Here is a 23923-nt window from a genome sequence, read left to right on the forward strand (position 1 = left end):
GCAAGGATCAATTTAACCGATGGTTCTATTTACTATCGAGTTTCGGCAAGTTACGGCGTTCAGGTCGTTTTGCATTTCGCCGACGGTACGCAGAAACAAGCTGCTTCAATCGCGGCAAGCTGCCTAGACCGGAGCGACGGCACAAACATACCCTTCTTCTGATTTAATACGAGATTAACTTCCAATTGAGATGATGAACATCATACTGCGCAAGCGATTGCACATGCTGTTCAACACTCTTTCTGCATCTTCTTCCCTTGACTTGCTGCGATACGTCGATATCGACCATTTTCGCGAGAGCGAGCGCTATGCCAGCGCGGAGAGCATTCCACTCATGGCTGGCCATTTCGCCGTGCTGCGAGCGAGCCTCGCATTGCCATCCTGCTCATTGTCTCTGGTTAGGACCTTTCCGCGCATCATCAATGGTTATGATCTGTCCGGGCGGCTGATGATCGTCGTGCCAATGAACGAGATCAGCTCCACGCGGGTGAACGGCAAGGAGGTCGGGCAGTCGCTGATCCTGCTGAAGGGACGCGCTAACTGTACCGTCTACGAGCCGGAGAGCCGTCTGGTCGCCATCCTGTCGATCCGCCCCGAGGCGCTTCACGACCATTGGCTCCGCTTCGACCAGGGTCATGTCCTGCTTCGGCTGCCGGACATGAAACTGGCCGGGGTGCAGATGCTGGTCCGCGGCATCCTGGAGACAGCGGCGAATCAGCCTGAGGCGGTTCGCGCGCAAGGCCTGCTAGAGGCGATGCAGGCGACGTTGTTCTCGTGCTTCGACGATGCGATGAGTAGGGGCCAGGTCAATCGCCGCTGCGCGCGGACGCGCTACAAGGAGATCGTGGACCGCGTCGACCGCGCGATGAATACGAACTGGGTGACGGACCTGAACTGCGAAAGGCTGGCCGACGAGATCGGCATTTCAGTTCGCACCATGCACACAGCCGTGCACGCCGTATGTGGATCAAGCCCGCATCGCTACGGTCAGCTCAAGCGCCTCTGGGCGGTTCGCCGGCAGCTCCGCAACGGGGCTCCGGGCCTGACTGTAAGGGCGAGCGCCTTCGCTCATGGTTTCTGGCACATGGGCGATTTTTCCCGGCTCTATCGCGAGACGCTCGGGGAGTTGCCGTCGCAGACGCTTGCAAACGCGAGACGCCCATTGGCGTAGTAATTCAATTGCATGATCCGTCCCAACGGATGCTATGTATGTTTCCTGTTTCTGATAAAGAGGCAACGTTGGACTAGGGCGTGGACTCATTAGCCCGCAGCCATAGCCGAATTGACGCGAGCTGAACGAAGGCCAGGTAGTTGGCGGCAAGCTTGTCGTAGCGCGTGGCGATCCTGCGACATTGTTTGATGCTGTTGAAGAATCGTTCGACCCGGTTGCGGGCTCGGTAGAGGTAAGGGCTGAAGCAAATCGGGCTGGTTCGATTGCTTTTGGGAGGGATGTTGGCCCATGCGCCTCGCTTCACGGCGAGCTCTCTAATCCAATCGGCGTCGTAGCCGCGGTCTGCAAGCAACATTGATCCGGGCTGTAGGCTGGACATGAGCTTTCCGGCAAGGCGATTATCGTGGGCCTCACCTGCTGACAGCGCCAAACGTACTGGCAGGCCGTTGGCGTCCACGAGCGCATGAATCTTGCTGGTCAACCCACCTCGAGACCGTCCAATCGACTGTCTGTTGCTCCGGTTGATGCAGGCGCCGTGCTGATGCACGCGGACAAGCGAGGTGTCAATCATCTGCACAGCAGCGTCATGTGTGGCTGCCAATGCGTTCATGATCTTGGCCCATACACCAGCTCTTCGCCAGCGAACGAACCGATTGTAGCAGGTTGTATAAGGACCGAAGTTGCGTGGCAGGTCGCGCCATGGTGCTCCGGATCGCAAGACCCAGAAGATTCCATTGAGAACTCGTCGGTCATTCACTCGTGGCACGCCGCGCGGCTTGTTCGGCAGCATTGCCTTGATAGCCGCCCACTCGTCGTCAGTGAGTTCGTAGCGCATGATTCGCTCCCCCGATCAGGAGCTTGAATCACGGCTCGCTAGACAGGCTCAACCTGGCCAGCCAAATGACGACTGGAACCGGACCACTCTAATCCGAGCTAGGAACCGTCTGGCAAACGGTATATTGTCTCACCATCACCGGCCGAGGCTATGCCCGTAGGCGTCGGTGGCTGAGAGACCGATTGCGCTCCCGCCTGCATACGCAGAAGGAGCGCACGATGGCTGACGCTTTTAGCCTGGAAACCCAGGAACTACTGGATGCTGCCGACCGGGCGATTGCCCGCAGTCGTGACCTTGCTGAACAGCGCAAACAGACGATGGCGGAATGCGAGAGGACCCGGCGCCGCCAGGAAATCCGTCTTGCTTTTCTCCGTGAAATAAAGAAACCTAAATAGGTTTTCTGCGTTTCCCATTCGGTCACGGCTCGACTACCCATGCCCGAAAAACCGCTCCGGGCACCTCAAGTCCCGATTTTTCGACCTCGCGACTATGATCGCGATCAGATCGAGCGCGCCCGGGAGGTTATCAGATTCGCAAAGAAGATTTTGGCGGAGTCTGATCCAGCCATCCTGTTGGGCCGGCGCAAAGCCGATCCAGTATCGAGTCAGTCCGAACCATCCTCCGAGAGGCAATAAACGTCCGCCTGTTGCGCCGCTATCGTCATGCAAGCGGACTTCAGACGTGCCTGACGCAAGCACTATGGTTTATGAGTACACGGCCTAGCACTACTTTGGCAGATTGTCGGTTTTGCCGTGCTTTATAGGATTCCCGAATCAATTTTTCAATGATTCATGGGTGGTCGGCTCTTGGAGGGCTGACCATGACGGGATGGGAAGACGAACTTGAACGCTGGCTGATGCCGTTCTTGGACCGGCTGGGTCATAAGACTCGGCAGCGCATGTGTCCTCTGTATGTTGCGGGATTGATCGGTCCTGGCGATCGCAAGAGCGTTCAGCCGATGGCGGAGCGCCTTGCCACGGGCAACTACGACCAGCTGCACCATTTCATTGCGGACGGTGTCTGGGACGCGACGCCGCTGGAGACGGAGCTGCTCCACCGGGCGGACCGACTTGTCGGCGGTAGCGATGCGGTGCTCGTTATTGACGACACCTCACTGCCGAAGAAGGGCGAACGCTCGGTTGGTGTTGCGGCTCAATACGCGTCGGCTCTCGGCAAAACGGCAAATTGCCAAACGCTGGTGTCTTTGACGCTCGCGCGCGGCGAAGTGCCAGTGATGGTCGCGTTACGTCTCTTTCTGCCTGACAGTTGGGCAAGCGACGTGTCTCGTTTGAAGCGCGCTCGCGTGCCAGTCGAACACCGAACGCCACGGTCCAAGCCGGAAATTGCTTTAGCCGAGATCGACCGCGCGATGGCAGCCAACGTGCACTTTGGATGTGTGCTGGCCGATGCAGGATACGGGCTTAGCGCACCGTTTCGACAAGGGCTAACGGAGCGCGGGCTGGCCTGGGCGGTCGGCATCCCTCGACACCTGAAGGTGTATCCGGTTGATGTGAAGCTTATTTGGCCGATTACCAAAGTCCGCGGGAAACCACGAAAGCACCACGTGCCCGATATCTTATCGATTGCGGCAGAACAAATGCTGGCCAGCGCCAAATGGAAAGCCGTGAGCTGGCGCAGCGGGACCAAAGGTCGGCTGAAAGCCCGATTTGCTGCTCTCCGGGTCCGCACCGCCGACGGCCCTCCTCAGCGGATTTGGGATAAGGGTCAGCAGCATCTCCCGGGCGACGAAGCTTGGCTCATTGGCGAGCAACGTGCCTCAGGGGAGAAGAAATACTATCTTGCCAATCTCCCTGCGGCGACGGATCTGCGCACACTGGCCGCCACCATCAAGGCCAGATGGATTTGTGAGCAGGCGCATCAGCAGTTGAAGGAGGAGCTCGGACTTGATCACTTCGAGGGGCGATCATGGCAGGGTCTTCATCGCCACGCCCTGATGACAATGATTGCCTACGCCTTCCTGCAGCATCGTCGCCTCGCACACGCGGGGCGGAAAAAAAAGAATCAACGGACCTCCGCCTCAGCCAACCATGCCCGCCGTACGTCACGCCATCGTTGATCTCATCCGTCGGCCGCCGTCTCAGCGGTGCCCATACTGCCGAAAACAAATCCTTGAAAAACACTGGCGCAAATAGATTCTGCCAAAGTAGTGCTAGTCTAGCTTGCGTAATGTCTGCATTGGCACATTGAAGCAGGCGGCGACCAAGGTCCTGATTTGCCGCCAATGCCGGACGTTCTCCAGCTGACGTCCCGAAAAATCTTGCCTCACCGGGCGACCGAGAGTAGCGGCGCCTCGCGGCCGGAAGTCGCACCTAGCAGGACTCTGATACCTGGCACCCGACCGGCCAGATACGCGACGGCAAAAGCAGCAACCGTGCCGAGCAGAGATACGACGGCAAACTTGGCGAAAGCGTCCAGCGGCACGTCCGTCATTGCGGCTTGCAGGGCGACAACGATCGCGGGGTGTAGGATATAGGCGCCGAAGCTCGCGGCAGCCATCACCGTGAACACACGATTGGGGTGATCGAATAGCTCGCGGAAGGCGATGATGAGTCCTATGGAGAGCCCGACGGCGATGACCGTCTCCCAGCTACTCCTCATCAATGATTCCAGACCGAGCCCGCCGGGTGCCATCTTCCACCATCCGAAGGCGTACGCGACGTAAATGCCCCCGGACGCGATCATGCCGATGGCGAGCCAGATTAGGCCGTTGCCCGTCGGCAATCTGCCGAACCAGTCGCCGCGATACGCAGCCACGCCGGCAGCGAAGAACGCCATGTACTGCGGCAGATGTGCAGGTTCGGCGGGCACGACCCACAGAAACGGCACCCATTTGTCGACGGGGTACCAGATGCGCACGAGCCACGTGATCAACGCAAGCCCGACTACAAAGGCAACAATGACAGCATGGCTGGGCAGTGCCAATATCATTGAGCCGCCTTTGGTCGGTTCAGATATCCGGCGCCACGCCGTGTACGCCAAGCAATACAGCAGCAGATGCGCTACGAACCACAAATGCAGGTAGATTGGCTGCCAGCCTCGCTCGTAGAGCCCGATGAGGAATTGCAGTGCTTCGGGCATTCCTGCAAGTAGATAGACCACCGGCAAGTGCACCAGCAGCACAATGCTTGCGAGGGGAATGCCGATGCGTAGCCATCGCCCCCTGAGAAAGAGGCGCGGGCCTTTTCGATTATAGGAGGGCGCCACGAAGTATCCGGCGAGAAGAAACATCAATCCCATGCCAAACGCGGCATTTGCGGTGTAAAATGGAGTGAACCAGCCACTTTGCGCGCGATCATGCACGGGCCAAATACCGCCAGTCGGCCCGTAGGCTTGTGCGGCGTGATGGATGATGACGAAAGCGATAGCAGCGACACGCAGCGCGTCGATGAAGACCAGCCGCCTCTCGTTTTTCTCGTGCGACAAACAGGTTTGCGAAGCCATGCGACGCCTGGAACTCCGAACGAAAGCGCTGTCATTCTGCCGGCTGATCGAAAAAGCGAGTTTGATGTACATCAAGCGGTCAGGGCAATGCCGTACGATCCAAGGCGCTGAGCGGTAGGGCGCCCCATGTTCTTTCCGCGTCCGCAATAGCGCGGAACTGGCGTCTATGGTGGGGTCATCGTCCGATTGATCTGAGTCAAGTCGGCTCTTGATACCAGGTAGACTCTAGCCCGAGCTGAAATCGATCGTTGGAGATGCGCATGTCTTCACCAAGAGTCGTCGTCATTGGCGCCGGTATTGCCGGACTTTGCACGGCGGTTTATGCGCGCAAATGCGGTTATCAGGTTGAAGTCTTCGAGCAGCATGACAGCGCCGGAGGATTGGCGACCAGCTGGCGAAGGGGAGACTATACATTCGAGACCTGTCTGCACTGGTTTACGGGCGCCAGGCCTCAAGGCGCGCTGAATGCTCGGTGGCGGGAGGTATTCGACGTCGAGAGGCTGGTGTTCGTCCATCCCGAAGAATTTGCGCGAGTGGAGACCGAGCACGGCGACGGCTTGCGCATTTACTCAAATGTCGACCGGCTGGAAGCTGAGCTCCTGCGCCTGGCTCCGGAAGATGCCGCGGAAATCCGGCATCTGATAGCGACGATTAGGCAGCTCAGCGACTTCCCGATGCCCGATCCAAGTGAATCGTGGCCCGCCAGAGGAATGGCGTTTCTGCGGGTGCTGCCTTACATGCGGCTATTGCACGGGTGGTCAGGTCTAAGCATCCGGGACTACGGCGAGCGTTTCCGCAACGGGCTGCTGAGAGGCTTCTTCGGCTCCGGCGAGGGCGCGCAGCTTTCGATGCTGGCCTTGCTCTTTGCCCTTGCCTGGATGAACGAGCAGAACGGTGCATATGCGGTCGGTGGCTCGCAAGCCATCATACGGCTGATCCGCGAAAAGCTGGATGAGTTGGGTGGCCACTTGAGGCTGGGTGCCAAGGTTGAGAAGATTCTGGTGGAACGGGACGCCGTAGTCGGTGTGCAGTTGGCTGGAGGCGAGATCATAAAGGCTGACTGGGTCATCTCGGCCGCCGATGCCCACGCCACGATCTACGAGTTGCTCGGCGGCAAATATGTCGACGAGCTCACGGAAAGAACCTTCCGCACGTTGACGCCCTTTGCGTCCTATCTCCAGGTGTCGTTCGGGGTGGCGCGCGACCTATCCGCGCAACCCGGCTTTGTGACCCGCATTCTCGACGCTCCCCTGGAAGTCGACCCGGAAACCACGCTATCCGCGCTCTCCCAGCGCTTCTTTCATTTCGACCCAACCTTTGCGCCCGTCGGAAAAACGGCTGTGACCTGCTTTTTGCCGACTCGCAATTTCGCCTTCTGGGTCGATCTGCACCGCAACGATCCCGTTCGCTACCAGGCAGAAAAGCACAGGGTCGCAGAGGCAGTCATCGCGATTGTCGAAAAGATGGTGCCCGATTTCCGCAAAGCTATCGAGACGACCGACGTATCAACGCCGGCAACTGTCATTCGTTATACGAGCAACTGGCAAGGGAGCATGGAGGGGTGGCTGTTGACGCCCGGCATGGGGTTCAAGCCTCTACGCAATACGCTGCTCGGTCTGCGGCGGTTCTTGATGGCAGGACAATGGATCATGCCTGGGGGCGGCTTGCCATCTGGTCTTCTGACGGCGCGGCTTGCGGTGCGAGCTCTGTGCAAAGAGGATCGCATTCCATTTCTGCCCGCTCCGGAAACCCTCGACCATGCGGCATAGGGAGTGTCGCGGCCCATGCATGTCCTGTTTGTCGACGGTCATCCGGACCGCAGCGAACAACGGTTCTGCCACGCCCTGGCGGCCGCCTATGCCGAGGGGGCACGGCAATCCGGGAACGACGTGCGGATCATCACCATTGCCAAGCTGAACGTTCCTGTTCCTGAGATCGCAGGACAGGTTGCGCAGCCGAATTTCGCATTCGCGCCCGGCTCGTCGCATCCGACCGCAGGACCGTTGAAAGGGAAATCGGCACGTCTGATCGTGACAAAATGGGCATGCCGGGGTTCGTCTATCGATGGTTCTTTTTCAAGCACAGCGTAACAAGCTTGAGACGCAACGTTCTGGAACTCGTCGGCATTCGGCCAGTCCGCGAGACGATCATCGGCACGGTGAGACCACCGATCATGGGAAAAGGCTTCAGAACATCAAATCGCTCGGCCACGCAGCCGGTAATGAAAACGGTGCGCGATGCCCAGACGATCGCATCGTTCCAACTACGGAATTCGATAAAGGTGACATGAAATTCAAGGATCTGGTCACCGGGGTTAACAAGCTCAGTCCCGGGACGCTCTATCCGCTGCTTCAGGGCATTGGAACGCAAAGGCTATCTGCGGTCGCGAAAAGAGCATCCCGGCCGGATGGCGCGCACGCTTTACCGCGCGACGCCGCTCGGCAAGAAAGGACTTGCGCTCGCGAAGCCGCGCTTCCTCGAATTCACCGGTGAGGCCATGAAAGATTAGGACTGGCCGGCTGAACCCGACATCGTTTATCGAAATCCGATAAATGTGTATTCGTAACCGGATCGAACGTCCGTGAGCAACCTGAACTCATCGACCGACGTCCCCGTCGATCAACCGTCCGGCGCCGGCTCGCTGCTGGAGGTTCTGCGGATCTTTCTCAGGCTCGGCTTGACTTGCTTCGGCGGCCCAATCGCCCACATCGGATATTTCCGCGATGAGTTCGTCGTGCGCCGCAAGTGGATCGACGAGCACGCCTACGCCGATCTCGTCGGTCTGTGCCAGTTCCTGCCGGGTCCCGCCAGCAGCCAGGTCGGCTTTTCGATCGGACTGATGCGGGCCGGCTATCTCGGTGCGCTCGCCGCTTGGTCCGGCTTCACGCTGCCTTCCGCCGCGGCGCTCGTCCTCTTCGGCTACGGAGCCCGCGCGCTGAGCGGGCCAATTGGCACCGGCCTGCTGCACGGGCTGAAGTTGACCGCGGTTGCCATTGTGGCGCAGGCGGTCTCGGGCATGGCACGGAACCTGTGCCCGGATCGGGAGCGGGCGTCGATCGCCGTGGTCGCCGCGCTGATCATCCTCTTCAGCACGGCATCGATCGCCCAGATCGGTGCGATCATCCTCGGCGGGCTCGCCGGACTGTGGCTATGCCGCAGCGAGGCGCCGGCGCCGTCTGGACACATCGAGATGCCGGTGTCGCGGACCAAGGGCGTGATCACTCTCGCGATGTTCTTCGTTCTCCTCGCGGGCCTTCCCGCGCTGCGGGGCCTGACGGAATCCACGGGCGTCGCCCTGTTCGACGCCTTCTACCGCTCCGGCGCGCTCGTCTTCGGTGGCGGTCATGTGGTTCTCCCTCTCCTGCGCGAAGCGTTCGTCACGCCGGGCTGGTTGAGTGATGATGCCTTCCTCGCCGGCTATGGTGCCGCCCAGGCCGTGCCGGGCCCGCTCTTCACTTTCGCCGCCTATCTCGGCACGGTGGTCTCACCGGAGCCGCATGGGCTCGCGGGAGCAGCTCTCGGTCTCATCGGCATCTTCCTGCCCGGCATGCTGGTCTTGCTCGGTATCCTGCCGTTCTGGGACGCCTTCCGGAAGCGCGCCGGCACCCAAGCGATGATGCGCGGCGTCAACGCCGCGGTCGTCGGCGTGCTGGGCGCGGCTCTCTACAATCCGGTATGGACGACGACGGTGCAATCGCCTCGTGATTTCGGCATCGCGCTAGTCGGCTTCGTCCTGCTGACCGTCTGGCGTGCTCCTCCACTCGTCGTCGTCGCCTTCAGTGCCGCGGCTGGGACGGCCATGGCGCTGGTCTGACGCTTTGAAGTGGTTGTGCGTTGCCTTGGCTCGGGTGGTTTGCCAGATCGCCAGCTACTTGAGCCGCCCCTTGCTCGAACCCCCGACGAGAAACTTGAATTGACGGTGTTTGGAAAAAAGATTCATATAGTGTATCAATTACATACAAGCTCGTAGTTTTGTTCTGAGTGGCGCACCGTTGTACGATTTTGTGCACGATTGGCGTACGACCGGGCAGCACAATTATCTCCGAAGCCGGCGTGTCGCTTCTATGCTGCAGCGATTGCCTCAACCTTATCAGCCACGCGCTATCGTGCACCCGTCGCGTTCGGCTGATGTGCGGCAGAGCTCACGCTCTCTTTCGGGCATCTTGCCCAATCTTTCTTTTCCTACGCCAGGCTACGAACGCGATCAGCCGCTCGTTGTGCCAATCAGTCTCCTGCTTTTTCTAATCATCCCCATCTGAGGCGCTTGATTTGCCCTCAGTTGTTGGGGGACAGCGGTGCCAATCCATTCGCTTCAGTCAGAAGCAATCTCGCGTGGGGCGCGAATGCTGCGCACCGCGCTCGGCCCCGCCATAGCCCGCTTTCTGGAAGATCCGTCGATCGTTGAAGTGATGCTCAACCCCGACGGCCGGTTGTGGATCGACCGACTATCGCAAGGCCTGATGGAGAGCGGCGAAACCTTGTCCGCTTCCGATGGAGAACGCATCGTCCGATTGGTTGCCCATCATGTGGGGCAGGAAGTTCACGCCGGAGCGCCGCGCGTCTCGGCCGAGTTGCCTGAAACCGGTGAACGGTTCGAGGGCCTGTTGCCGCCGGTCGTCACTGGCCCCGCATTCGCGATCCGCAAGCCCGCGGTGGCCGTGTTCTCGCTCGATGGCTACGTTGCCGCTGGGATCATGACATCGGAGCAGGCCGACGCGCTACGCACGGCCGTCACCAGTCGCAAGAACATATTGGTCGCCGGCGGCACCTCGACCGGCAAGACGACGCTGACAAATGCTCTGCTTGCGGAAGTCGCAAAAACTGCGGATCGCGTCGTACTCATCGAAGATACCCGAGAGCTTCAATGCAAGGCACCGAACCTGGTGGCCTTGCGCACGCGGGACAGTGTCGTCTCGCTCTCCGATCTCGTCCGCTCGTCGCTGCGCTTGAGGCCGGATCGTATCCCGATCGGCGAGGTCCGCGGAGCGGAGGCCCTCGACCTGCTGAAAGCCTGGGGCACCGGGCACCCCGGTGGAATCGGCACCATTCATGCCGGGACCGCGCTTGGCGCATTGCGCCGCCTCGAGCAGCTCATCCAGGAAGCCGTCGTCACCGTCCCGCGCGCTCTCATCGCCGAAACCATCAACGTCATCGCCGTGCTCGTCGGCCGTGGCGCCGAGCGCAGGCTTGCAGAACTGGCCCGTGTGACCGGGCTCGGACCCTCCGGCGACTACAGCCTTTCACCAATGGGAGATCAGCCATGAATGATCGCTTGTTTCGCGGAAGGATCATTCTTTCGACCGGGGCATTCACCGGTTACTGCCTGATTGCCGTCCCCGCGTGGGCCGCGGGCTCCAACATGCCGTGGGAGCAACCTCTCAACCAGATCCTGCAATCGGTCGAAGGCCCCGTCGCCAAGATCATCGCCGTCATCATCATCATCGTGACGGGCCTGTCGCTGGCATTCGGCGACACATCGGGCGGCTTCCGCCGGCTGGTCCAGATCGTGTTCGGCCTGTCGATCGCCTTTGCCGCCTCGAGCTTCTTCCTTTCGTTCTTCTCATTCGGCGGCGGCATGGTGATCTGATGGAAGGGCAGGTCACAGGATTTGTCGCGCCCGTGCACCGGGCCCTGACCGAGCCGATTCTGATGGGCGGCGCACCGCGATCGGTCGCCATCCTCAACAGCACCTTGGCCGCGGCGCTTGGCCTCGGCCTGCGCCTTTGGCTGGCAGGTCTTCTCCTCTGGTTCGTCGGCCACATGGTTGCCGTCTGGGCCACCAAACGGGATCCCGCCTTCGTCGAGGTCGTGCGCCGGCACGTCCGCATCCCCGGTCACCTCAGCTTGTGAGTTCTCCTATGATGAATCTTGCCGAATACCGAAATTCAACGACGCGCTTGGCGGACTTTCTTCCCTGGGCAGCGCTGGTCGATGAGGGAATTGTTCTCAACAAGGATGGTTCGTTCCAGCGGACCGCAAGATTTCGGGGACCGGATCTCGACAGCGCTGTGCCGGCCGAACTCGTCGCAGTCGCCGGTCGTCTGAACAACGCGCTCCGTCGCCTTGGATCGGGGTGGGCGGTCTTTGTCGAGGCGCAGCGGCATTCCGCAGGTGCCTATCCGCAAAGCACGTTTCCCGATGTCGCATCGGCCCTGGTCGACGCGGAGCGGAGAGCGCAGTTCGAGGAAGCGGGCGCCCATTATGACTCGAGCTACTACCTGACGTTCCTGTACCTGCCGCCCGAGGAGGGTGCCGCGATGGCAGAGCGGCTCCTCTATGAGAATAGCAGCCGCACGGTCGGTGCTGATGCGCGCGAGGTCCTGAGCGGGTTTGTCGACCGGACCAACCGCGTCCTCCAGCTCATTGAAGGATTTATGCCGGAGTGCGCCTGGCTCGACGATGAGGCAACGCTGACCTACCTGCACTCCACCGTTTCGACGAAGCGGCATCGGGTTCGCGTGCCAGAGATCCCCATGTATCTCGATGCGCTGCTCGCCGATCAGGCCCTGACCGGTGGCCTTGAGCCGACGCTGGGCGAAGCTCACGTTCGCGTTCTGACCGTAGTGGGATTCCCGACGGCGACCACGCCGGGGATCCTCGACGACCTCAACCGTCTCGCCTTCTCGTATCGGTGGTCGACCCGGGCGATCATGCTCGACAAGACGGATGCGACGAAACTTCTCACGAAGATTCGTCGTCAGTGGTTTGCCAAGCGGAAGTCTATCGGCGCGATCCTGAAGGAGGTGATGACCAACGAGGCTTCCGCGCTTCTCGACACAGATGCGCACAACAAGGCCATCGATGCCGACGCTGCGCTCCAGGAACTGGGGACGGACCAGATCGGCGCGGCCTTCGTCACCGCGACAATCACCGTCTGGGACCGGGATGCCCGCACCGCTGACGAGAAGCTGCGCCTCGTCGAGAAGGTGATTCAGGGGCGCGACTTCACCTGCATGATCGAGACGGTGAATGCGGTCGAGGCTTGGCTCGGCAGCTTGCCGGGGCACGTCTATGCCAACGTCCGCCAGCCCCCGGTCTCGACCCTGAACCTGGCGCATATGATTCCGCTCTCAGCGGTATGGGCAGGGGAGGCGAGGGACCATCACTTCAGGGCGCCACCTCTATTCTTCGGCAAGACGGAGGGATCGACCCCGTTTCGGTTCTCCCTCCACGTCGGCGATGTCGGGCACACCCTGGTCGTCGGCCCGACGGGTGCCGGCAAGTCGGTACTGTTGGCGCTGATGGCGCTGCAGTTCCAGCGCTATCCGGCTTCGCAGATCTTCGCTTTCGATTTCGGCGGATCGATCCGGACGGCCGCCATCGCCATGGGTGGCGACTGGCATGATCTTGGCGGCGCGGTTGCCGGTGAGGTCTCCGAGTTTGTCTCCCTCCAGCCGCTCGCGAGAGTTGACAATCCCGCGGACCGCGGTTGGGCGGCCGAATGGATCACCTCGATCCTGACCCGCGAACGGATCGAGGTCACACCGGAGGTCAAGGATTACGTCTGGTCGGCCCTGACGTCGCTCGCCTCGGCGCCCCTTCAGGAACGGACCCTCACAGGTCTTTCCGTGCTCTTGCAGTCGAATCCTTTGAAGCGGGCGCTCCAGCCCTATTGCCTAGGCGGTCCCTACGATCGGCTGCTCGATGCCGAGAGTGAGCGATTGGGCGAGTCCTCGGTTCAAGTCTTCGAAACCGATGGATTGATCGGTACGGGGGTTGCGCCAGCCGTCTTGTCATACCTGTTTCACCGGATCGAGGATCGTTTCGATGGCCGACCGACCCTGCTCATCATTGATGAGGGTTGGCTTGCGCTCGATGACGCGGACTTTGCCGGAAAACTTCGCGAGTGGCTGAAGACACTGCGCAAGAAGAACGCTTCCGTAATTTTCGCCACCCAATCGCTGGCCGACATCGACGGCTCGGGAATCGCACCCGCCATCATCGAGAGCTGTCCGACCCGGATCCTGCTCCCCAACGACCGTGCCATCGAGCCACAGATCACGGCGATCTATCGCCGCTTTGGGCTGAACGACCGGCAGATCGAGATCCTCGCCCGCGCGACGCCGAAGCGGGACTACTACTGCCAGTCGCGTCGTGGCAACCGCCTGTTTGAACTTGGCCTTGGTGAGGTCGCCTTGGCGTTTGTGGCCGCCTCCTCGAAAGCCGACCAGGCGCTGATCGAGAAGGTGCTGGTCGAAGAGGGCGGCGAGAACTTTGTGCCCGGTTGGCTGCAGGCCAGGGATATCGGCTGGGCCTGCGATCTCATCCCACATCTCACCAACCTGGAGGCGTCCTCATGAGTCTTTTCCGTCGTGTCGTGGTGGCCGGCGCCATCGCTGTCGTTCTTGCCGGCACCCCCAAGCCGTCGTCGGCGCAATGGATCGTGTTCGATCCCAACAACTACGCACAGAACGTGCTGACCGCCGCACGCGCATTGCAGCAAATCAACAACCAGATCACGTCGCTGCAAAATCAGGCGCAGATGCTGATCAACCAGGGAAAGAACCTGGCGACTCTGCCGTTCTCATCCCTATTGCAGCTCGATCAGTCGATCCTGCGGACTCAGCAATTGCTTGGGCAGGCTCAGCGCATTGCCTACGACATCCAGCAGATCGATCGGGCGTTCTCGACGACCTACGCGCCGGCGTCGTCAAGCTCGTCGGACCAGGCCCTGGTGGCCAATGCACAAGCGCGCTGGCAGAACGCGGTCGCGGGCTTGCAGGACGCGATGCGCGTGCAGGCCACCGTCGTCGGCAATCTCGACACCAACCGAACCCAAATGTCGGTGCTCGTGACCGCAAGCCAAGGTGCGACCGGCGCACTCCAGGCAAATCAGGCAAGTAATCAACTCCTCGGATTGCAGGCCCAGCAGCTTGCCGATCTCACCGCTGTCGTTGCCGCACAGGGACGCGCTCAGAGCCTGGAGTCCGCGCAGCGCGCCGTCGCGCAGGACCAGGGGAGAGAGCAGCTCCGCCGCTTCCTTAACTCAGGTCAAAGCTATCAGTCCACAACCGTACAGATGTTTCACTGATGACGACAGACAGGTTCAACCGCATCTCGATCGGGGCAGCCGCGCTGCTCCTCGCCATGATCGTCGGCGCCTGCGCAATCCAGTTGCGCAGCGGCGAGGATCAGACCGCGGCTCCTGCTTCGGCTATCCAAGAAACCGATCCTCTTGCATCCAAGCTCGTGCGGTGCCGTACGGTCACCTACGAGCAGAGGGATGCATGGCTCGAATGCCGCAAGATCTGGGCCGAGAAGCGGCGCCAATTCCTGAACCAGAGGGAGGGGAGTGTACGGCCAGCGATTGATGGAGCGTCGGCTAACAGCCCGATTCCACCATCACCAAAAGATGAAGGCCGCCTACCGTCTGGCTACCCCTCCGTGCCTACATCCGGAGGGAATGAGCGATGAACAGCACCGGTGTCATCGACCAGTTCCTGGAAACCTTCACCCGCTATATCGACTCCGGATTTGGGCTCCTCGGCGGCGAGGTCAGCTATCTCGCTACCACACTCGCGGCGATCGACATCGCGCTAGCTGGGCTGTTCTGGTCCTGGGGCGGCGATGAGGACATCGTCGCTCGCCTCGTCAAGAAGACCCTGTTCGTCGGCGTCTTTGCCTTTCTTATCGGCAATTGGAACAGCCTCGCCCGGATCGTGTTCGAAAGCTTTGCAGGCCTCGGCCTAAAAGCCTCCGGCGCGAGCCTGTCGTCAGCGGATTTCTTGCGTCCGGGCCGGATTGCGCAGGTGGGCCTCGACGCCGGCCGGCCGATTCTGGAGTCCATCTCCAGCCTGATGGGCTACGTCAGCTTCTTCGAGAATTTTGTCCAGATCGCCGTCCTGCTGTTCGCCTGGATCGTGGTTCTGCTCGCCTTCTTCATTCTGGCGATCCAGCTCTTCGTTACCTTGATCGAGTTTAAGCTGACGACGCTTGCGGGCTTCGTGCTGATTCCCTTCGGTCTGTTCGGGAAGACGGCCTTCGCCGCGGAACGGGTGCTCGGCAACGTGATTTCGTCCGGCGTCAAGGTCCTGGTGCTGGCCGTGATCGTCGGCATTGGCTCGACGCTCTTTGCGCAGTTCACGTCGGGATTTGGCGGCAACCAGCCGACCATTGAGAGTGCGATGGCGCTGGTATTGGGGGCGCTTTCATTGCTTGGGCTCGGTATCTTCGGCCCCGGCATCGCCAACGGGATCGTTTCTGGTGGACCACAACTCGGCGCAGGTAGCGCTGTCGGCACCGGTTTGGCGGCCGGTGGCGTGGTTGCGGCTGGAGCCGCGCTCGCAGCCGGTGGCGCCGCGGCGGCCGGAAGTGCCGTGGGGGGAGGCCGCGCCATTGCAGGCGCCACCTTGAGCGCCTTCCGTGCAGGAAGTTCGTCCGGCGCCACGGGCGCAACTACGTCGGCTTCAGCCAGCCCCCTACGCTCTGCTGCCGCCCACTCCGGTGGATCGAGCGGCAGCGCGGGTGGTGGCGATTCCGCGTCGTCCGAGAGAGCGCCCGCGTGGGTTCGCCGCATGAAACGGACGCAGACCATCAGTCATGGAGCCTCAAGCGCTACGCAAGCCGTACGCGCAGGCGATCACGGCGGAGGAGGCGCTTCCGTCGATCTCTCACAGGGTGAGGGCTAACGCCTGCGATCACCCATGTTCCATTCCCATTCATCTCCTGAGGTCAAAGCATGTTCAAACGATCGGCCGTTCACTATGGCCGCACGCCTGCACCCGTCACGCCCTATCAACGAGCAGCTCAGGTCTGGGATGAGCGCATCGGCTCGGCACGCGTCCAGGCCAAAAACTGGCGTCTGATGGCATTCGGCTGCCTGTTCCTGTCCGCCGGATTCGCCGCTGCGCTTGTTTGGGATTCAGCACGGGGCACCGTCACGCCTTGGGTGGTCGAGGTGGATCGTCTCGGCGAGGTGAAGGCCGTCGCCCCCGCGGACTCCTCTTACCAGCCCGGTGATCCCCAGATCGCGTTTCACCTCGCTCGGTTCATCGAACATGTTCGCGGCCTTCCCATGGACGCGATCGTGCTGCGCCAAGATTGGCTCCGCGCCTACGATTTCACGACGGACCGCGGCGCTGCAGCCCTGAACGACTACGCACGCAACAACGATCCGTTCGCAAAAGTGGGGAAGACGCAGGTGGCGATTGAGGTTTCCAGCGTCATTAGGGCCTCACCCGAGAGCTTCCGTTTGGCCTGGATCGAACGGCGCTACGAAAATGGGCAGATTGCCGCCACCGAGCGTTGGAGCGCAATTCTCACGATCGTCTTGGAGCCACCTCGCGACGTCGATCGCCTGCGTAAGAATCCACTCGGCATCTACGTCAACGCAATCAACTGGTCCAAGGAGCTGGGATGAGCATGCCCTCCATTTGTCAAACATCAACGATGTTGCGGCGAAGCTTGGCGTCAACTCTTTTGGTCTCGGTCTTCGCGCTCGGCGGGTGTACCACCTTCAAGCCGCCGCAGATTAGCTACGACAGCGATCTCTCGCCGCTTCCCGATCCGCCGGCGGTGAGCGAGGATCGGCCGCGACCGCTCCACGTGCCGCCCTCCTGGATCCCGGCGCGCGGCGGCAAGCAAAAGGAAGCGAAGGAGCCGATCGAAAGGATCGAGAGCGCTAACGACGCGGCTCGTGTTCAGCCCCGCAAAGCCGCGTATTTTAACGCAGTGCAGGTGTTTCCCTATAGCCCGGGCGCTCTCTACCAGATCTATGCCGCACCGGGACAGATCACCGACATAGCGCTCGAGCCGGGCGAGCAACTGATCGGTTCGGGACCTGTCGCTGCCGGCGATACCGTGCGATGGGTCGTCGGCGACACCGAAAGTGGCAGCGGGGATACCCGCCGCGTCCACATTATGGTCAAGCCGACCCGGCCGGAAGTCTCGACCAATCTCGTCGTCAACACCGATCGGCGCACCTATCTGCTCGAGCTGCGTTCCCGCGAAAAGCCGTACATGCCTTCGGTGACCTGGTTCTATCCCGAAGATCGCAAGCGTGGCCGAGCAATGCCACCAACGCCGTTCATCCCAGATCCGACCCAGCGCCGCTATCGCTATACCATCGAGGGCGACAACCCGCCCTGGCGTCCGATCAACGCGTATGACGACGGACGCAAGGTCTACATCGAGTTTTCGCCAGGCATCGGACAGGGTGAGATGCCACCCCTCTTCATCGTCGGGCAGGATGGGAAGACCGAGCTCGTCAATTATCGCGCTTTCGGAAGCCTACTGATCGTCGATCGGCTGTTCGCTGCTGCTGAGTTGAGGCTGGGAGGTGAGAACCAGCAGAAGGTGCGTATCGTCAGAAGCGATGGGAGGCCGCTATGAGCGGCCCAAGTGGCGGTCCTACGAACCAGAATAATGTTCCGTCGCAGGCGCAGGACGATGCTTCGAAAGCTTTTCAGCTGCGTCCTGAACGTCCCGGCGTGACGCGGATCTCGCGTAGGGTCTTGATCGGAGGCACCGCCCTGGTTCTTGCTATTATCTCTGGAGCCGTGTTCTTGGCGCTGCAATCAAGCGAGAAGCGCGCTCCTGCTTCGGAAGAGCTCTACTCGACCGATCACCACAATGTCGCCGACCAGCTTGCCGGCCTGCCGAAGGACTACACCGGCGTCTCGAAAGACGCGCCGCCGCTTGGACCGCCTTTGCCCGGCGATCTGGGGCGACCGATCGTTGCCGCGCAGACGCAGACTGGCCCATTGGCGGTTGATGCCGAGCAACAGCGGGTGAATCAGGAGAGCGAAGCGGCGCGCACGAGCAAGCTGTTCGCCTCCACGAATGTCCGGCCTCTCTCCGCAACAACGGCTTCGAATGATGCTCCTGCGAGCTGGACGACATCGTCCGACGAAGCATTCGCGCAGAACGGCCAGGACCGAAAGCTTGCCTTCGTGAACGCATCCGTCGATCGACGCACCACTAGTCCCGATCGTATGGTCAAACCTGCATCGCCGTTCGTGGTCCAGGCAGGGACAGTGATTCCTGGTGCGCTGCTGACAGGGGTCCGCTCCGATCTCCCTGGCCTTATCACGGCGCAAGTTACCGAGGCGGTTTATGATACTCCGACGGGCCGCACCCGGCTGATTCCGCAGGGGGCGCGGCTGATCGGGACTTACGATAGCCAAGTCGCATTCGGGCAGTCGCGTGTGCTTCTGGTCTGGACTAGGCTGATCATGCCGAACGGCCGGTCCATCGTGCTGGAGCGGCAGCCAGGAGCCGACGCTGCGGGGTATTCTGGCCTTGAGGATCAAGTCGACAATCACTGGAAGGAGTTGTTGGGCGCGGCCGCGCTCTCAACTCTGCTCGCCGTTGGGACCGAAGTGAATTCTGGAAGCGACGTCAACAACACGAACAGTGCACTCATCCAGGCGTTGCGACGCGGAGCGGGCGACTCTGCCAACCAGGCCGGTCAACAGCTCGTTCGGCGCAATCTCAACATCCAGCCGACGCTGACCATACGTCCAGGTTTTCCGGTGACGGTTATCGTCAACCGGGATCTCGTGCTTGAACCGTATCGAGGATGATGATGGCTAAGCTTAAGATTGGACCAATATTAAATGACAAGCCGGTCAAGATCACGGTCGAATTGCCGGCAACCATACATCGCGAGCTACTCGCCTACGCGGATATCCTCTCACGGGAAATCGATCAGCGGGTAGAAGATCCTACCAAGCTGATCGCTCCTATGCTCGCCCGCTTCATGGCGACCGATCGCGCCTTCGCCAGGGCTCGAAAACAGCATCAGGTTGGGGCTGGAATGGGATAGCGCTCGGCCAGCAGCTTAAGGAACTTCTTCAATGTGGGATTTTTTCGTTATCATTGCGCCACACTGCCGAAGAGCCCATACGATTCGGTTCCGCGCCATCGCGCAGTTTCCCTAAGCCATGAACGAGGTGGACGCACATTGATCACCATCAAAAGGGCGTTCTGACGCGGGCCTGCGTCAGTCGCCGAGCCGGTTGGGTTTGCCCAGGTTGCGCGGCCCGCTGCCTGGGGGCTCAAGACGGCTTCACTATAGACAAGCTGGCCGCAAGTTGGGCGCTCACGGCGAGCGCGAATGGTCCTCGTCCAACGCGAGCAAGAGTGAGGCCACCCGATTGGCTGAAGCGGTCCATTCCGCGAGCTTGGCGTAGTTGTCAGTGAACCAGTTGAATGCGGTCTGTACCACGACGAATGCGGCGGACGCCTGGACCACTTCGCCAAGCGTCATGGTATCAACAAGGTATTTGGGAAGACACAGCAGCAGGCCGATGACCGGAGTGATCAAGAGGCTGGTGTAAGTGACGAGGGTCATTCGCATCAGCTGCCAACAATAGATCCGCCAGACACCGATCACGGCTTTCAATGCCGAGCCGACGGCATGCCGCGCACTCGACTTGGTATCCAGCAACGCTGTCCCTTCGCCGCTCTCGCGCACGTGGGTTCCGATCGCTCTCAGATCGGCCTCCATGCGCTTGTTTTCCTCGATGACGCGCGTCAGTTGGCCGGCGGTCAGCCAGATACCGAACGCGAGCAGCACCGAATACGCTATCACAGCGAGGACGAGATAGCCGGGAATAGTCAGGACGAAGCCGCCAGCATCGACTGTCAGGCTGTCACCGACCGACCAGAGGATCCCAATGAACGTCACGATCGTGAGCAGCGACTGGAGCAGGCCGATCACCAGGTCGATCGGCAGATCGGTTGCAACTTTGGCATCTTCGGCGATGCGATACTCGGGAGCCTCGTGGTCCCCGGCTATGAAGCGTAGCCTTGTATGGCGATCATCCTGAAGCCAGTAATCGTAGAGCTGATTGCTCAGCCAGGCGCGCCAGGAGCGTTGCAACGTCATGCGCGCCCATACCGAGTATACAGTCAGGCCGATGCTGGCTCCCGCAAGCGGCACAAACCGCAACGCCTGATTCAAGAGCTCCGCCTGATCCTTCCGGCCAACGGCATTGAAGAAGTCGCGGTTCCAGAAATTCAACCCGTATTGCGTCAATAGTTGCAGGACAACGTTGGCAATCAGCGCGACTACCAAAAGCCACGCCCTCCAAGCAGACGGCCCCCACCAATATCCGGCGGCACTTTGCCAGAAGCGAAGCAGGAGTTGCTTCTCTTCTGGAGCGAAATTGGTCCTTGTCAGCATCAGCAAGCCGCGGCCCTGGATGGCTACGCGAAAGCTAAATGGTTTGCCCTCGTACCTCTTGACCTGCGTCAACGCGATAGCGGTCCAGCAAAGCGCTGCGTGCGGCATTCAGCGATGAGCCACAAGCCAGGCGAGGATGTTCGGCCAGACAGTTGCATAAGCCGCGCGCCCCACGAGAACTCCGAGGTGCTGCAATACTACGCCGTTTCGCCGGGGTACTTGATCAGGGAGACGTCCTTTGTGGGTAGGGCCTCAAGCAGAGGTTCGATGGATGCCAGCGGCGCGACCTCATCAGCCGCGTCGATGACCGCAAGTATTGGGAGATCGAGGTCCGAAGGCCCGATTTTGCGTCCCAACACCGTCAGGATGCCTCGGCAAAAATTGATCTTCTCGATAGAGCCATTCCAGAATCTGATGGACGAGCCTGCCAGGAAGCGGCGCTTGGTCGAGCGCCCAGCGCTCAACTCGAGTGTAAATGTCGAGAGCCGGCGGTCGTCGAGGCTCGCAGCCGCATCGGCCAACCGCGACCATGTGAACGTACGTGGTGAAGCGAACGCGCTCGCGTGCGACAGCAGTGATCCCGGGACGACAGTCATTTTGGCCAGATCGGGCGGGACCATCGAGACGAGCGCATCGCGAAACTGGCTAGTCGCGGGCTGAAAGCAGAGCGGCGCGTCAAGAAGCAACAGGCGGCGAATGGCGTGCGGTTCGCGGGCGCTGTATATCGCCGCCAACGTCTCGCCAAGCGAGTGACCGATAAGAAAGAGCCTTGTCCCCTTCTGTTCGCGAGAGATCCTCCCGTCGATGCATTCGGAGATGGCCTGCGAACACTGATCGAGCCCGACGAGCCCGCCTGTCCGCGCGGGCGGAATCCATTCTATGAGGTAGATGTGCACGCCGTGAGCCATACTATAGCGGATGGCACTGACGTTCGGCGCAAGATCCCAGATATACGGTCGTTTGATGGAGGCAGCATTGCGTCATGACCTCCGGCCGGCTCGCGAGTCTTCAGTTGATCTCGGAGCTTACGGTTTGGTTGACCGGGTTGATGTCGACAATGTCGCCACCGTCGACGTGATTGCGGATGGCCTCGAGCTCTGCCGAATTGATCTCAAGAAACCACCTCTTCCACTCGCGCGGATGTCCCTCGGGGACGACGAACTCGCCGCTTGAAGTATACCTGTACTTGGCCAGCGCTCCCATCGCTCGTTCCATCGCGCCGCCATCCTTCAGAGTGACTATGCACTCATCTCTCCACCTCATACGTTTCGATCGAGCGAAGGAACGATGGCACGAGGTCGCGACAGGGGCTTGAGCGAAATCAAACTAGAGTAGCTGCACGCGTATGAAGAAAAGTTGCGCGGCATATTTAGCGACAGCGGCGACGCCGTCGCCCGGACCGTGATGGCTACGACACCAGGCAGGCGTGAGTCTAGTGCCGCACCACCAGCACCGAGCATTTGGCATGGCGCACCACATGGCTGGCGTTAGAGCCTAGGAAACTGGTGCGCATCGCGGGCCGATGCGATGTCATTGCGATCAGGTCGGCACGGATCGAGGCCGCTTCCTCAAGAATCTCGTGGTAAATGCGACCCTGCCGTATTGCAATCGAGATCCGCGACGGCTCGATCCCGGACTCGCGCGCCACGATGGTGAGCGCTTCTTCGGAAGTCTGACGCTGCTGGGTGTCGAAATCGGCTGGGACATATTTGGCAAGCGTTGCCGGTGTCATTGGCAGCACATAGAGCACGCGAACCGTGCCGTTCCAGACGTTGGCGAGAATTGATGCAGCAGCGACAGCGGGCGTCGCCAGATGATCAGTATCGGCGAGATCGATTGGCGCCAGGATTGACTTGAACATCTGCGCATCCTCAAGTTGGTGAGCCTCAGGAAATAGAAGAGGCGGTTATTGAGGGTTGTGGACTGCACCCCTTAAGTGAGACACGATAATTCCTGTGACAGTGCGGTTGCCACGATGCGTTATCGTGCCTTGTTTTGCGCGAACGCGGTTTCGAACTCAAGAGGCGATTGGTATCCGAGCGCCGAGTGCAGGCGCTCCTTGTTGTAGACGTCCGCAATGAAGCTATCGATCCGGCGGCGAGCGTCTCTGATGTCGGAGAATGCCTTGCCGTTGACCTCTTCGGCCTTGAGCGTCTTCATGAAGCTTTCAGCCTTGGCGTTGTCGAAGGGATTGCCCGGCCTGCTCATGCTGATGGTGATGTCGCGATCCGCCAATCTTTGGCGATAGGCGATGGATGCGTATTGCACGCCGCGATCGGAGTGGTGGATCAGGCTGCCGGGCGTCGGCTTTCGGGCCTGGAGGGCGTTCTCGAGCGCCGAGATGGCAAGCGAGGCATCGAGCGTATTCTCAAAAGCCCAGCCGACGGCCTTGCGAGAGAACGCGTCGAGAATGACGGCGAGATAGGCGAAGGCCTTGGCGAGATGGACATAGGTGATGTCCGCGACCCAGATTTGATCTGGGGCGGACGGCACCAGGCCGCGCACCAGATTGGGGACGACGAGAACGTCCCTTGGTCGCTCCGCAGGCGGCTTCAGGAACGGCGCCTTGCGCTGCGCAAGAAGATTGTCTTCGCGCATAAGCCTCAGGACTTTCTTAGCATTTACGACCATGCCTTGGCGCCGGAGCGTGGCTGTCACGCGTCGATAGCCGTAGAAGGGATGCTTGAGGCAAATGCGCTGGATCTGGTCGCGCAGCTCGCACTCGACCGTCTCGCGACTGCGTCTGTTGAGATGCCGGTAATAGGTCGCGCGCGGCAGGCCCGCCAAACGGCAGAGGCGTTGCACGTCGGCGTGGGCATCGGTTGCCTCCGATGTCATGGCTTGGATGACTTCGATGATGCGGATGCGGGTTTGCCTTGCGCTGCCGGCCGCTCCAATGCGCGCAAGGCTTCCCGAAAAAAATCGATGTCCATCTGCTGGCGGCCCACCAGCCGTTCGAGCTCGGCGATGCGGGCATTCGCACGCGTGAGCGCAGAACGCTTGTCGTCATACGTCGCCAGAGGTTTGAGCTTCCGGGGGCCGGGCTTGGGTCCGGGCTTGCGATTCAGCCCCTCCGGCCCATGCGCCTTCCACGCCTTGATCCAGTCGTGGAGAATTTTGCGAGAAATCCCGAGTTCACGGGCTACGGGCAGAACGCCGTCGCCTCTCTCAACCCGCTTGATCGCCTTTATCTTGTAGGCCGTCGGAAACTGACGGTTCTTTCCTCGTCCTGCCACAGGTCATCCTCAAAATGCCTGTCACAGGAATTATCGTGTCTCACTTAAGGGGTGCAGTCCAGTTGCCTTGTTGAGCACTCCAAATCACCAGC

The 23923-nt window shown here is 60.7% G+C and carries 26 protein-coding genes; 17 read left to right on the forward strand and 9 right to left on the reverse strand.

The genetic code is table 11. The annotated features are described in order from the left end of the window. Positions 1 to 193: 193 nt before the first annotated feature. Positions 194 to 1171 carry a helix-turn-helix domain-containing protein gene (locus NLN62_RS24070; protein WP_254110447.1) on the forward strand — a complete coding sequence of 326 codons (978 nt, stop codon included), beginning with the start codon at positions 194 to 196 and terminating at the stop codon, positions 1169 to 1171. A gap of 73 nt (positions 1172 to 1244) precedes the next feature. Here NLN62_RS24070 and NLN62_RS24075 read toward each other — a convergent pair whose 3' ends face one another. Then, complete coding sequence (locus tag NLN62_RS24075; protein ID WP_254110448.1) at positions 1245 to 2006, reverse strand: IS5 family transposase; 762 nt, start codon at positions 2004 to 2006, stop codon at positions 1245 to 1247. Positions 2007 to 2224: 218 nt separating this feature from the next. On the opposite strand from NLN62_RS24075, the gene NLN62_RS24080 reads away from it, so the two are divergent. Continuing rightward, a complete protein-coding gene (locus NLN62_RS24080; RefSeq protein WP_254110449.1) occupies positions 2225 to 2401 on the forward strand; it encodes a hypothetical protein in 177 nt (58 codons plus the stop codon). Between the two features lie 389 nt (positions 2402 to 2790). Then, positions 2791 to 4083 (forward strand): IS701 family transposase, encoded by a 1293-nt coding sequence (locus tag NLN62_RS24085; RefSeq protein WP_254110450.1) that lies wholly within the window; start codon positions 2791 to 2793, stop codon positions 4081 to 4083. A 206-nt stretch (positions 4084 to 4289) separates the two neighbouring features. Here NLN62_RS24085 and NLN62_RS24090 read toward each other — a convergent pair whose 3' ends face one another. Further along, positions 4290 to 5540 (reverse strand): acyltransferase family protein, encoded by a 1251-nt coding sequence (locus NLN62_RS24090; protein ID WP_254110451.1) that lies wholly within the window; start codon positions 5538 to 5540, stop codon positions 4290 to 4292. A gap of 188 nt (positions 5541 to 5728) precedes the next feature. Here NLN62_RS24090 and NLN62_RS24095 point away from each other — a divergent pair, with 188 nt between their 5' ends. Both NLN62_RS24095 and NLN62_RS24100 read left to right on the forward strand, forming a co-directional pair. Then, the gene (locus NLN62_RS24095; protein ID WP_254110452.1) at positions 5729 to 7237 is read left to right on the forward strand and encodes an NAD(P)/FAD-dependent oxidoreductase; all 1509 of its coding nucleotides are present in this window, start codon (positions 5729 to 5731) and stop codon (positions 7235 to 7237) included. Positions 7238 to 7252: 15 nt separating this feature from the next. Next, on the forward strand, positions 7253 to 7558 hold the full coding sequence (locus tag NLN62_RS24100; RefSeq protein ID WP_254110453.1) for an NAD(P)H-dependent oxidoreductase: 306 nt from the start codon (positions 7253 to 7255) through the stop codon (positions 7556 to 7558). Here NLN62_RS24100 and NLN62_RS24105 read toward each other — a convergent pair. Beyond that, entirely contained in the window at positions 7527 to 7838 is a 312-nt protein-coding gene (locus NLN62_RS24105) for a hypothetical protein (protein ID WP_254110454.1), read from the reverse strand. The two genes, NLN62_RS24100 and NLN62_RS24105, sit on opposite strands and share 32 nt — an antisense overlap. Positions 7839 to 8058: 220 nt before the next feature. On the opposite strand from NLN62_RS24105, the gene chrA reads away from it, so the two are divergent. The 12 genes from chrA to NLN62_RS24165 all read left to right on the forward strand — a co-directional run bounded on the left by chrA (position 8059) and on the right by NLN62_RS24165 (position 19233). Further along, complete coding sequence (gene chrA, locus NLN62_RS24110) at positions 8059 to 9282, forward strand: chromate efflux transporter (protein ID WP_254113641.1); 1224 nt, start codon at positions 8059 to 8061, stop codon at positions 9280 to 9282. A 529-nt stretch (positions 9283 to 9811) separates the two neighbouring features. Continuing rightward, entirely contained in the window at positions 9812 to 10732 is a 921-nt protein-coding gene (trbB, locus tag NLN62_RS24115; protein ID WP_254110455.1) for a P-type conjugative transfer ATPase TrbB, read from the forward strand. After that, on the forward strand, positions 10729 to 11055 hold the full coding sequence (locus NLN62_RS24120) for a TrbC/VirB2 family protein (protein ID WP_254110456.1): 327 nt from the start codon (positions 10729 to 10731) through the stop codon (positions 11053 to 11055). Before trbB ends, NLN62_RS24120 begins: the two co-directional genes overlap by 4 nt. Next, positions 11055 to 11318 (forward strand): VirB3 family type IV secretion system protein, encoded by a 264-nt coding sequence (locus tag NLN62_RS24125; protein ID WP_254110457.1) that lies wholly within the window; start codon positions 11055 to 11057, stop codon positions 11316 to 11318. Before NLN62_RS24120 ends, NLN62_RS24125 begins: the two co-directional genes overlap by 1 nt. An 8-nt stretch (positions 11319 to 11326) precedes the next feature. Then, complete coding sequence (gene trbE, locus NLN62_RS24130; RefSeq protein ID WP_254110458.1) at positions 11327 to 13768, forward strand: conjugal transfer protein TrbE; 2442 nt, start codon at positions 11327 to 11329, stop codon at positions 13766 to 13768. Then, positions 13765 to 14499, forward strand: coding sequence for a P-type conjugative transfer protein TrbJ (gene trbJ / locus NLN62_RS24135; protein ID WP_254110459.1), 735 nt, complete (start codon positions 13765 to 13767; stop codon positions 14497 to 14499). The genes trbE and trbJ overlap by 4 nt, the downstream gene beginning before the upstream one ends. Beyond that, positions 14499 to 14882, forward strand: coding sequence for a putative entry exclusion protein TrbK-alt (gene trbK-alt / locus NLN62_RS24140; protein ID WP_256575953.1), 384 nt, complete (start codon positions 14499 to 14501; stop codon positions 14880 to 14882). The genes trbJ and trbK-alt overlap by 1 nt, the downstream gene beginning before the upstream one ends. Then, the gene (gene trbL / locus NLN62_RS24145) at positions 14879 to 16096 is read left to right on the forward strand and encodes a P-type conjugative transfer protein TrbL (protein WP_254110460.1); all 1218 of its coding nucleotides are present in this window, start codon (positions 14879 to 14881) and stop codon (positions 16094 to 16096) included. Before trbK-alt ends, trbL begins: the two co-directional genes overlap by 4 nt. Before the next feature lie 50 nt (positions 16097 to 16146). Continuing rightward, on the forward strand, positions 16147 to 16827 hold the full coding sequence (gene trbF, locus NLN62_RS24150; RefSeq protein ID WP_254110461.1) for a conjugal transfer protein TrbF: 681 nt from the start codon (positions 16147 to 16149) through the stop codon (positions 16825 to 16827). A gap of 29 nt (positions 16828 to 16856) precedes the next feature. Next, entirely contained in the window at positions 16857 to 17798 is a 942-nt protein-coding gene (gene trbG, locus NLN62_RS24155; RefSeq protein ID WP_254113645.1) for a P-type conjugative transfer protein TrbG, read from the forward strand. Beyond that, a complete protein-coding gene (locus NLN62_RS24160; RefSeq protein WP_254110462.1) occupies positions 17795 to 18991 on the forward strand; it encodes a TrbI/VirB10 family protein in 1197 nt (398 codons plus the stop codon). Before trbG ends, NLN62_RS24160 begins: the two co-directional genes overlap by 4 nt. Before the next feature lie 2 nt (positions 18992 to 18993). Next, positions 18994 to 19233: a DUF2274 domain-containing protein gene (locus tag NLN62_RS24165; protein WP_254110463.1), complete on the forward strand. Its 240-nt coding sequence runs from the start codon at positions 18994 to 18996 to the stop codon at positions 19231 to 19233. A 276-nt stretch (positions 19234 to 19509) separates the two neighbouring features. Here the strand turns inward: NLN62_RS24165 and NLN62_RS24170 are convergent, their stop codons facing one another. The 6 genes from NLN62_RS24170 to NLN62_RS24195 all read right to left on the reverse strand — a co-directional run bounded on the left by NLN62_RS24170 (position 19510) and on the right by NLN62_RS24195 (position 23831). Then, entirely contained in the window at positions 19510 to 20667 is a 1158-nt protein-coding gene (locus NLN62_RS24170) for an SbmA/BacA-like family transporter (protein WP_254110464.1), read from the reverse strand. A gap of 125 nt (positions 20668 to 20792) precedes the next feature. Continuing rightward, a complete protein-coding gene (locus NLN62_RS24175; protein ID WP_254110465.1) occupies positions 20793 to 21491 on the reverse strand; it encodes an alpha/beta fold hydrolase in 699 nt (232 codons plus the stop codon). A 112-nt stretch (positions 21492 to 21603) separates the two neighbouring features. Further along, a complete protein-coding gene (locus NLN62_RS24180; RefSeq protein ID WP_254110466.1) occupies positions 21604 to 21810 on the reverse strand; it encodes a hypothetical protein in 207 nt (68 codons plus the stop codon). A 217-nt stretch (positions 21811 to 22027) separates the two neighbouring features. After that, positions 22028 to 22456 (reverse strand): universal stress protein, encoded by a 429-nt coding sequence (locus NLN62_RS24185; protein WP_254110467.1) that lies wholly within the window; start codon positions 22454 to 22456, stop codon positions 22028 to 22030. A gap of 119 nt (positions 22457 to 22575) precedes the next feature. Further along, positions 22576 to 23433 carry an IS3 family transposase gene (locus tag NLN62_RS24190; RefSeq protein ID WP_254110468.1) on the reverse strand — a complete coding sequence of 286 codons (858 nt, stop codon included), beginning with the start codon at positions 23431 to 23433 and terminating at the stop codon, positions 22576 to 22578. Then, the gene (locus tag NLN62_RS24195; RefSeq protein WP_254110469.1) at positions 23430 to 23831 is read right to left on the reverse strand and encodes a helix-turn-helix domain-containing protein; all 402 of its coding nucleotides are present in this window, start codon (positions 23829 to 23831) and stop codon (positions 23430 to 23432) included. The genes NLN62_RS24190 and NLN62_RS24195 overlap by 4 nt, the downstream gene beginning before the upstream one ends. Positions 23832 to 23923: the final 92 nt, after the last annotated feature.

Origin of the sequence: Bradyrhizobium sp. CCGUVB23 (assembly GCF_024199885.1) — a bacterium.
Classification (GTDB): Bacteria; Pseudomonadota; Alphaproteobacteria; order Rhizobiales; family Xanthobacteraceae; genus Bradyrhizobium.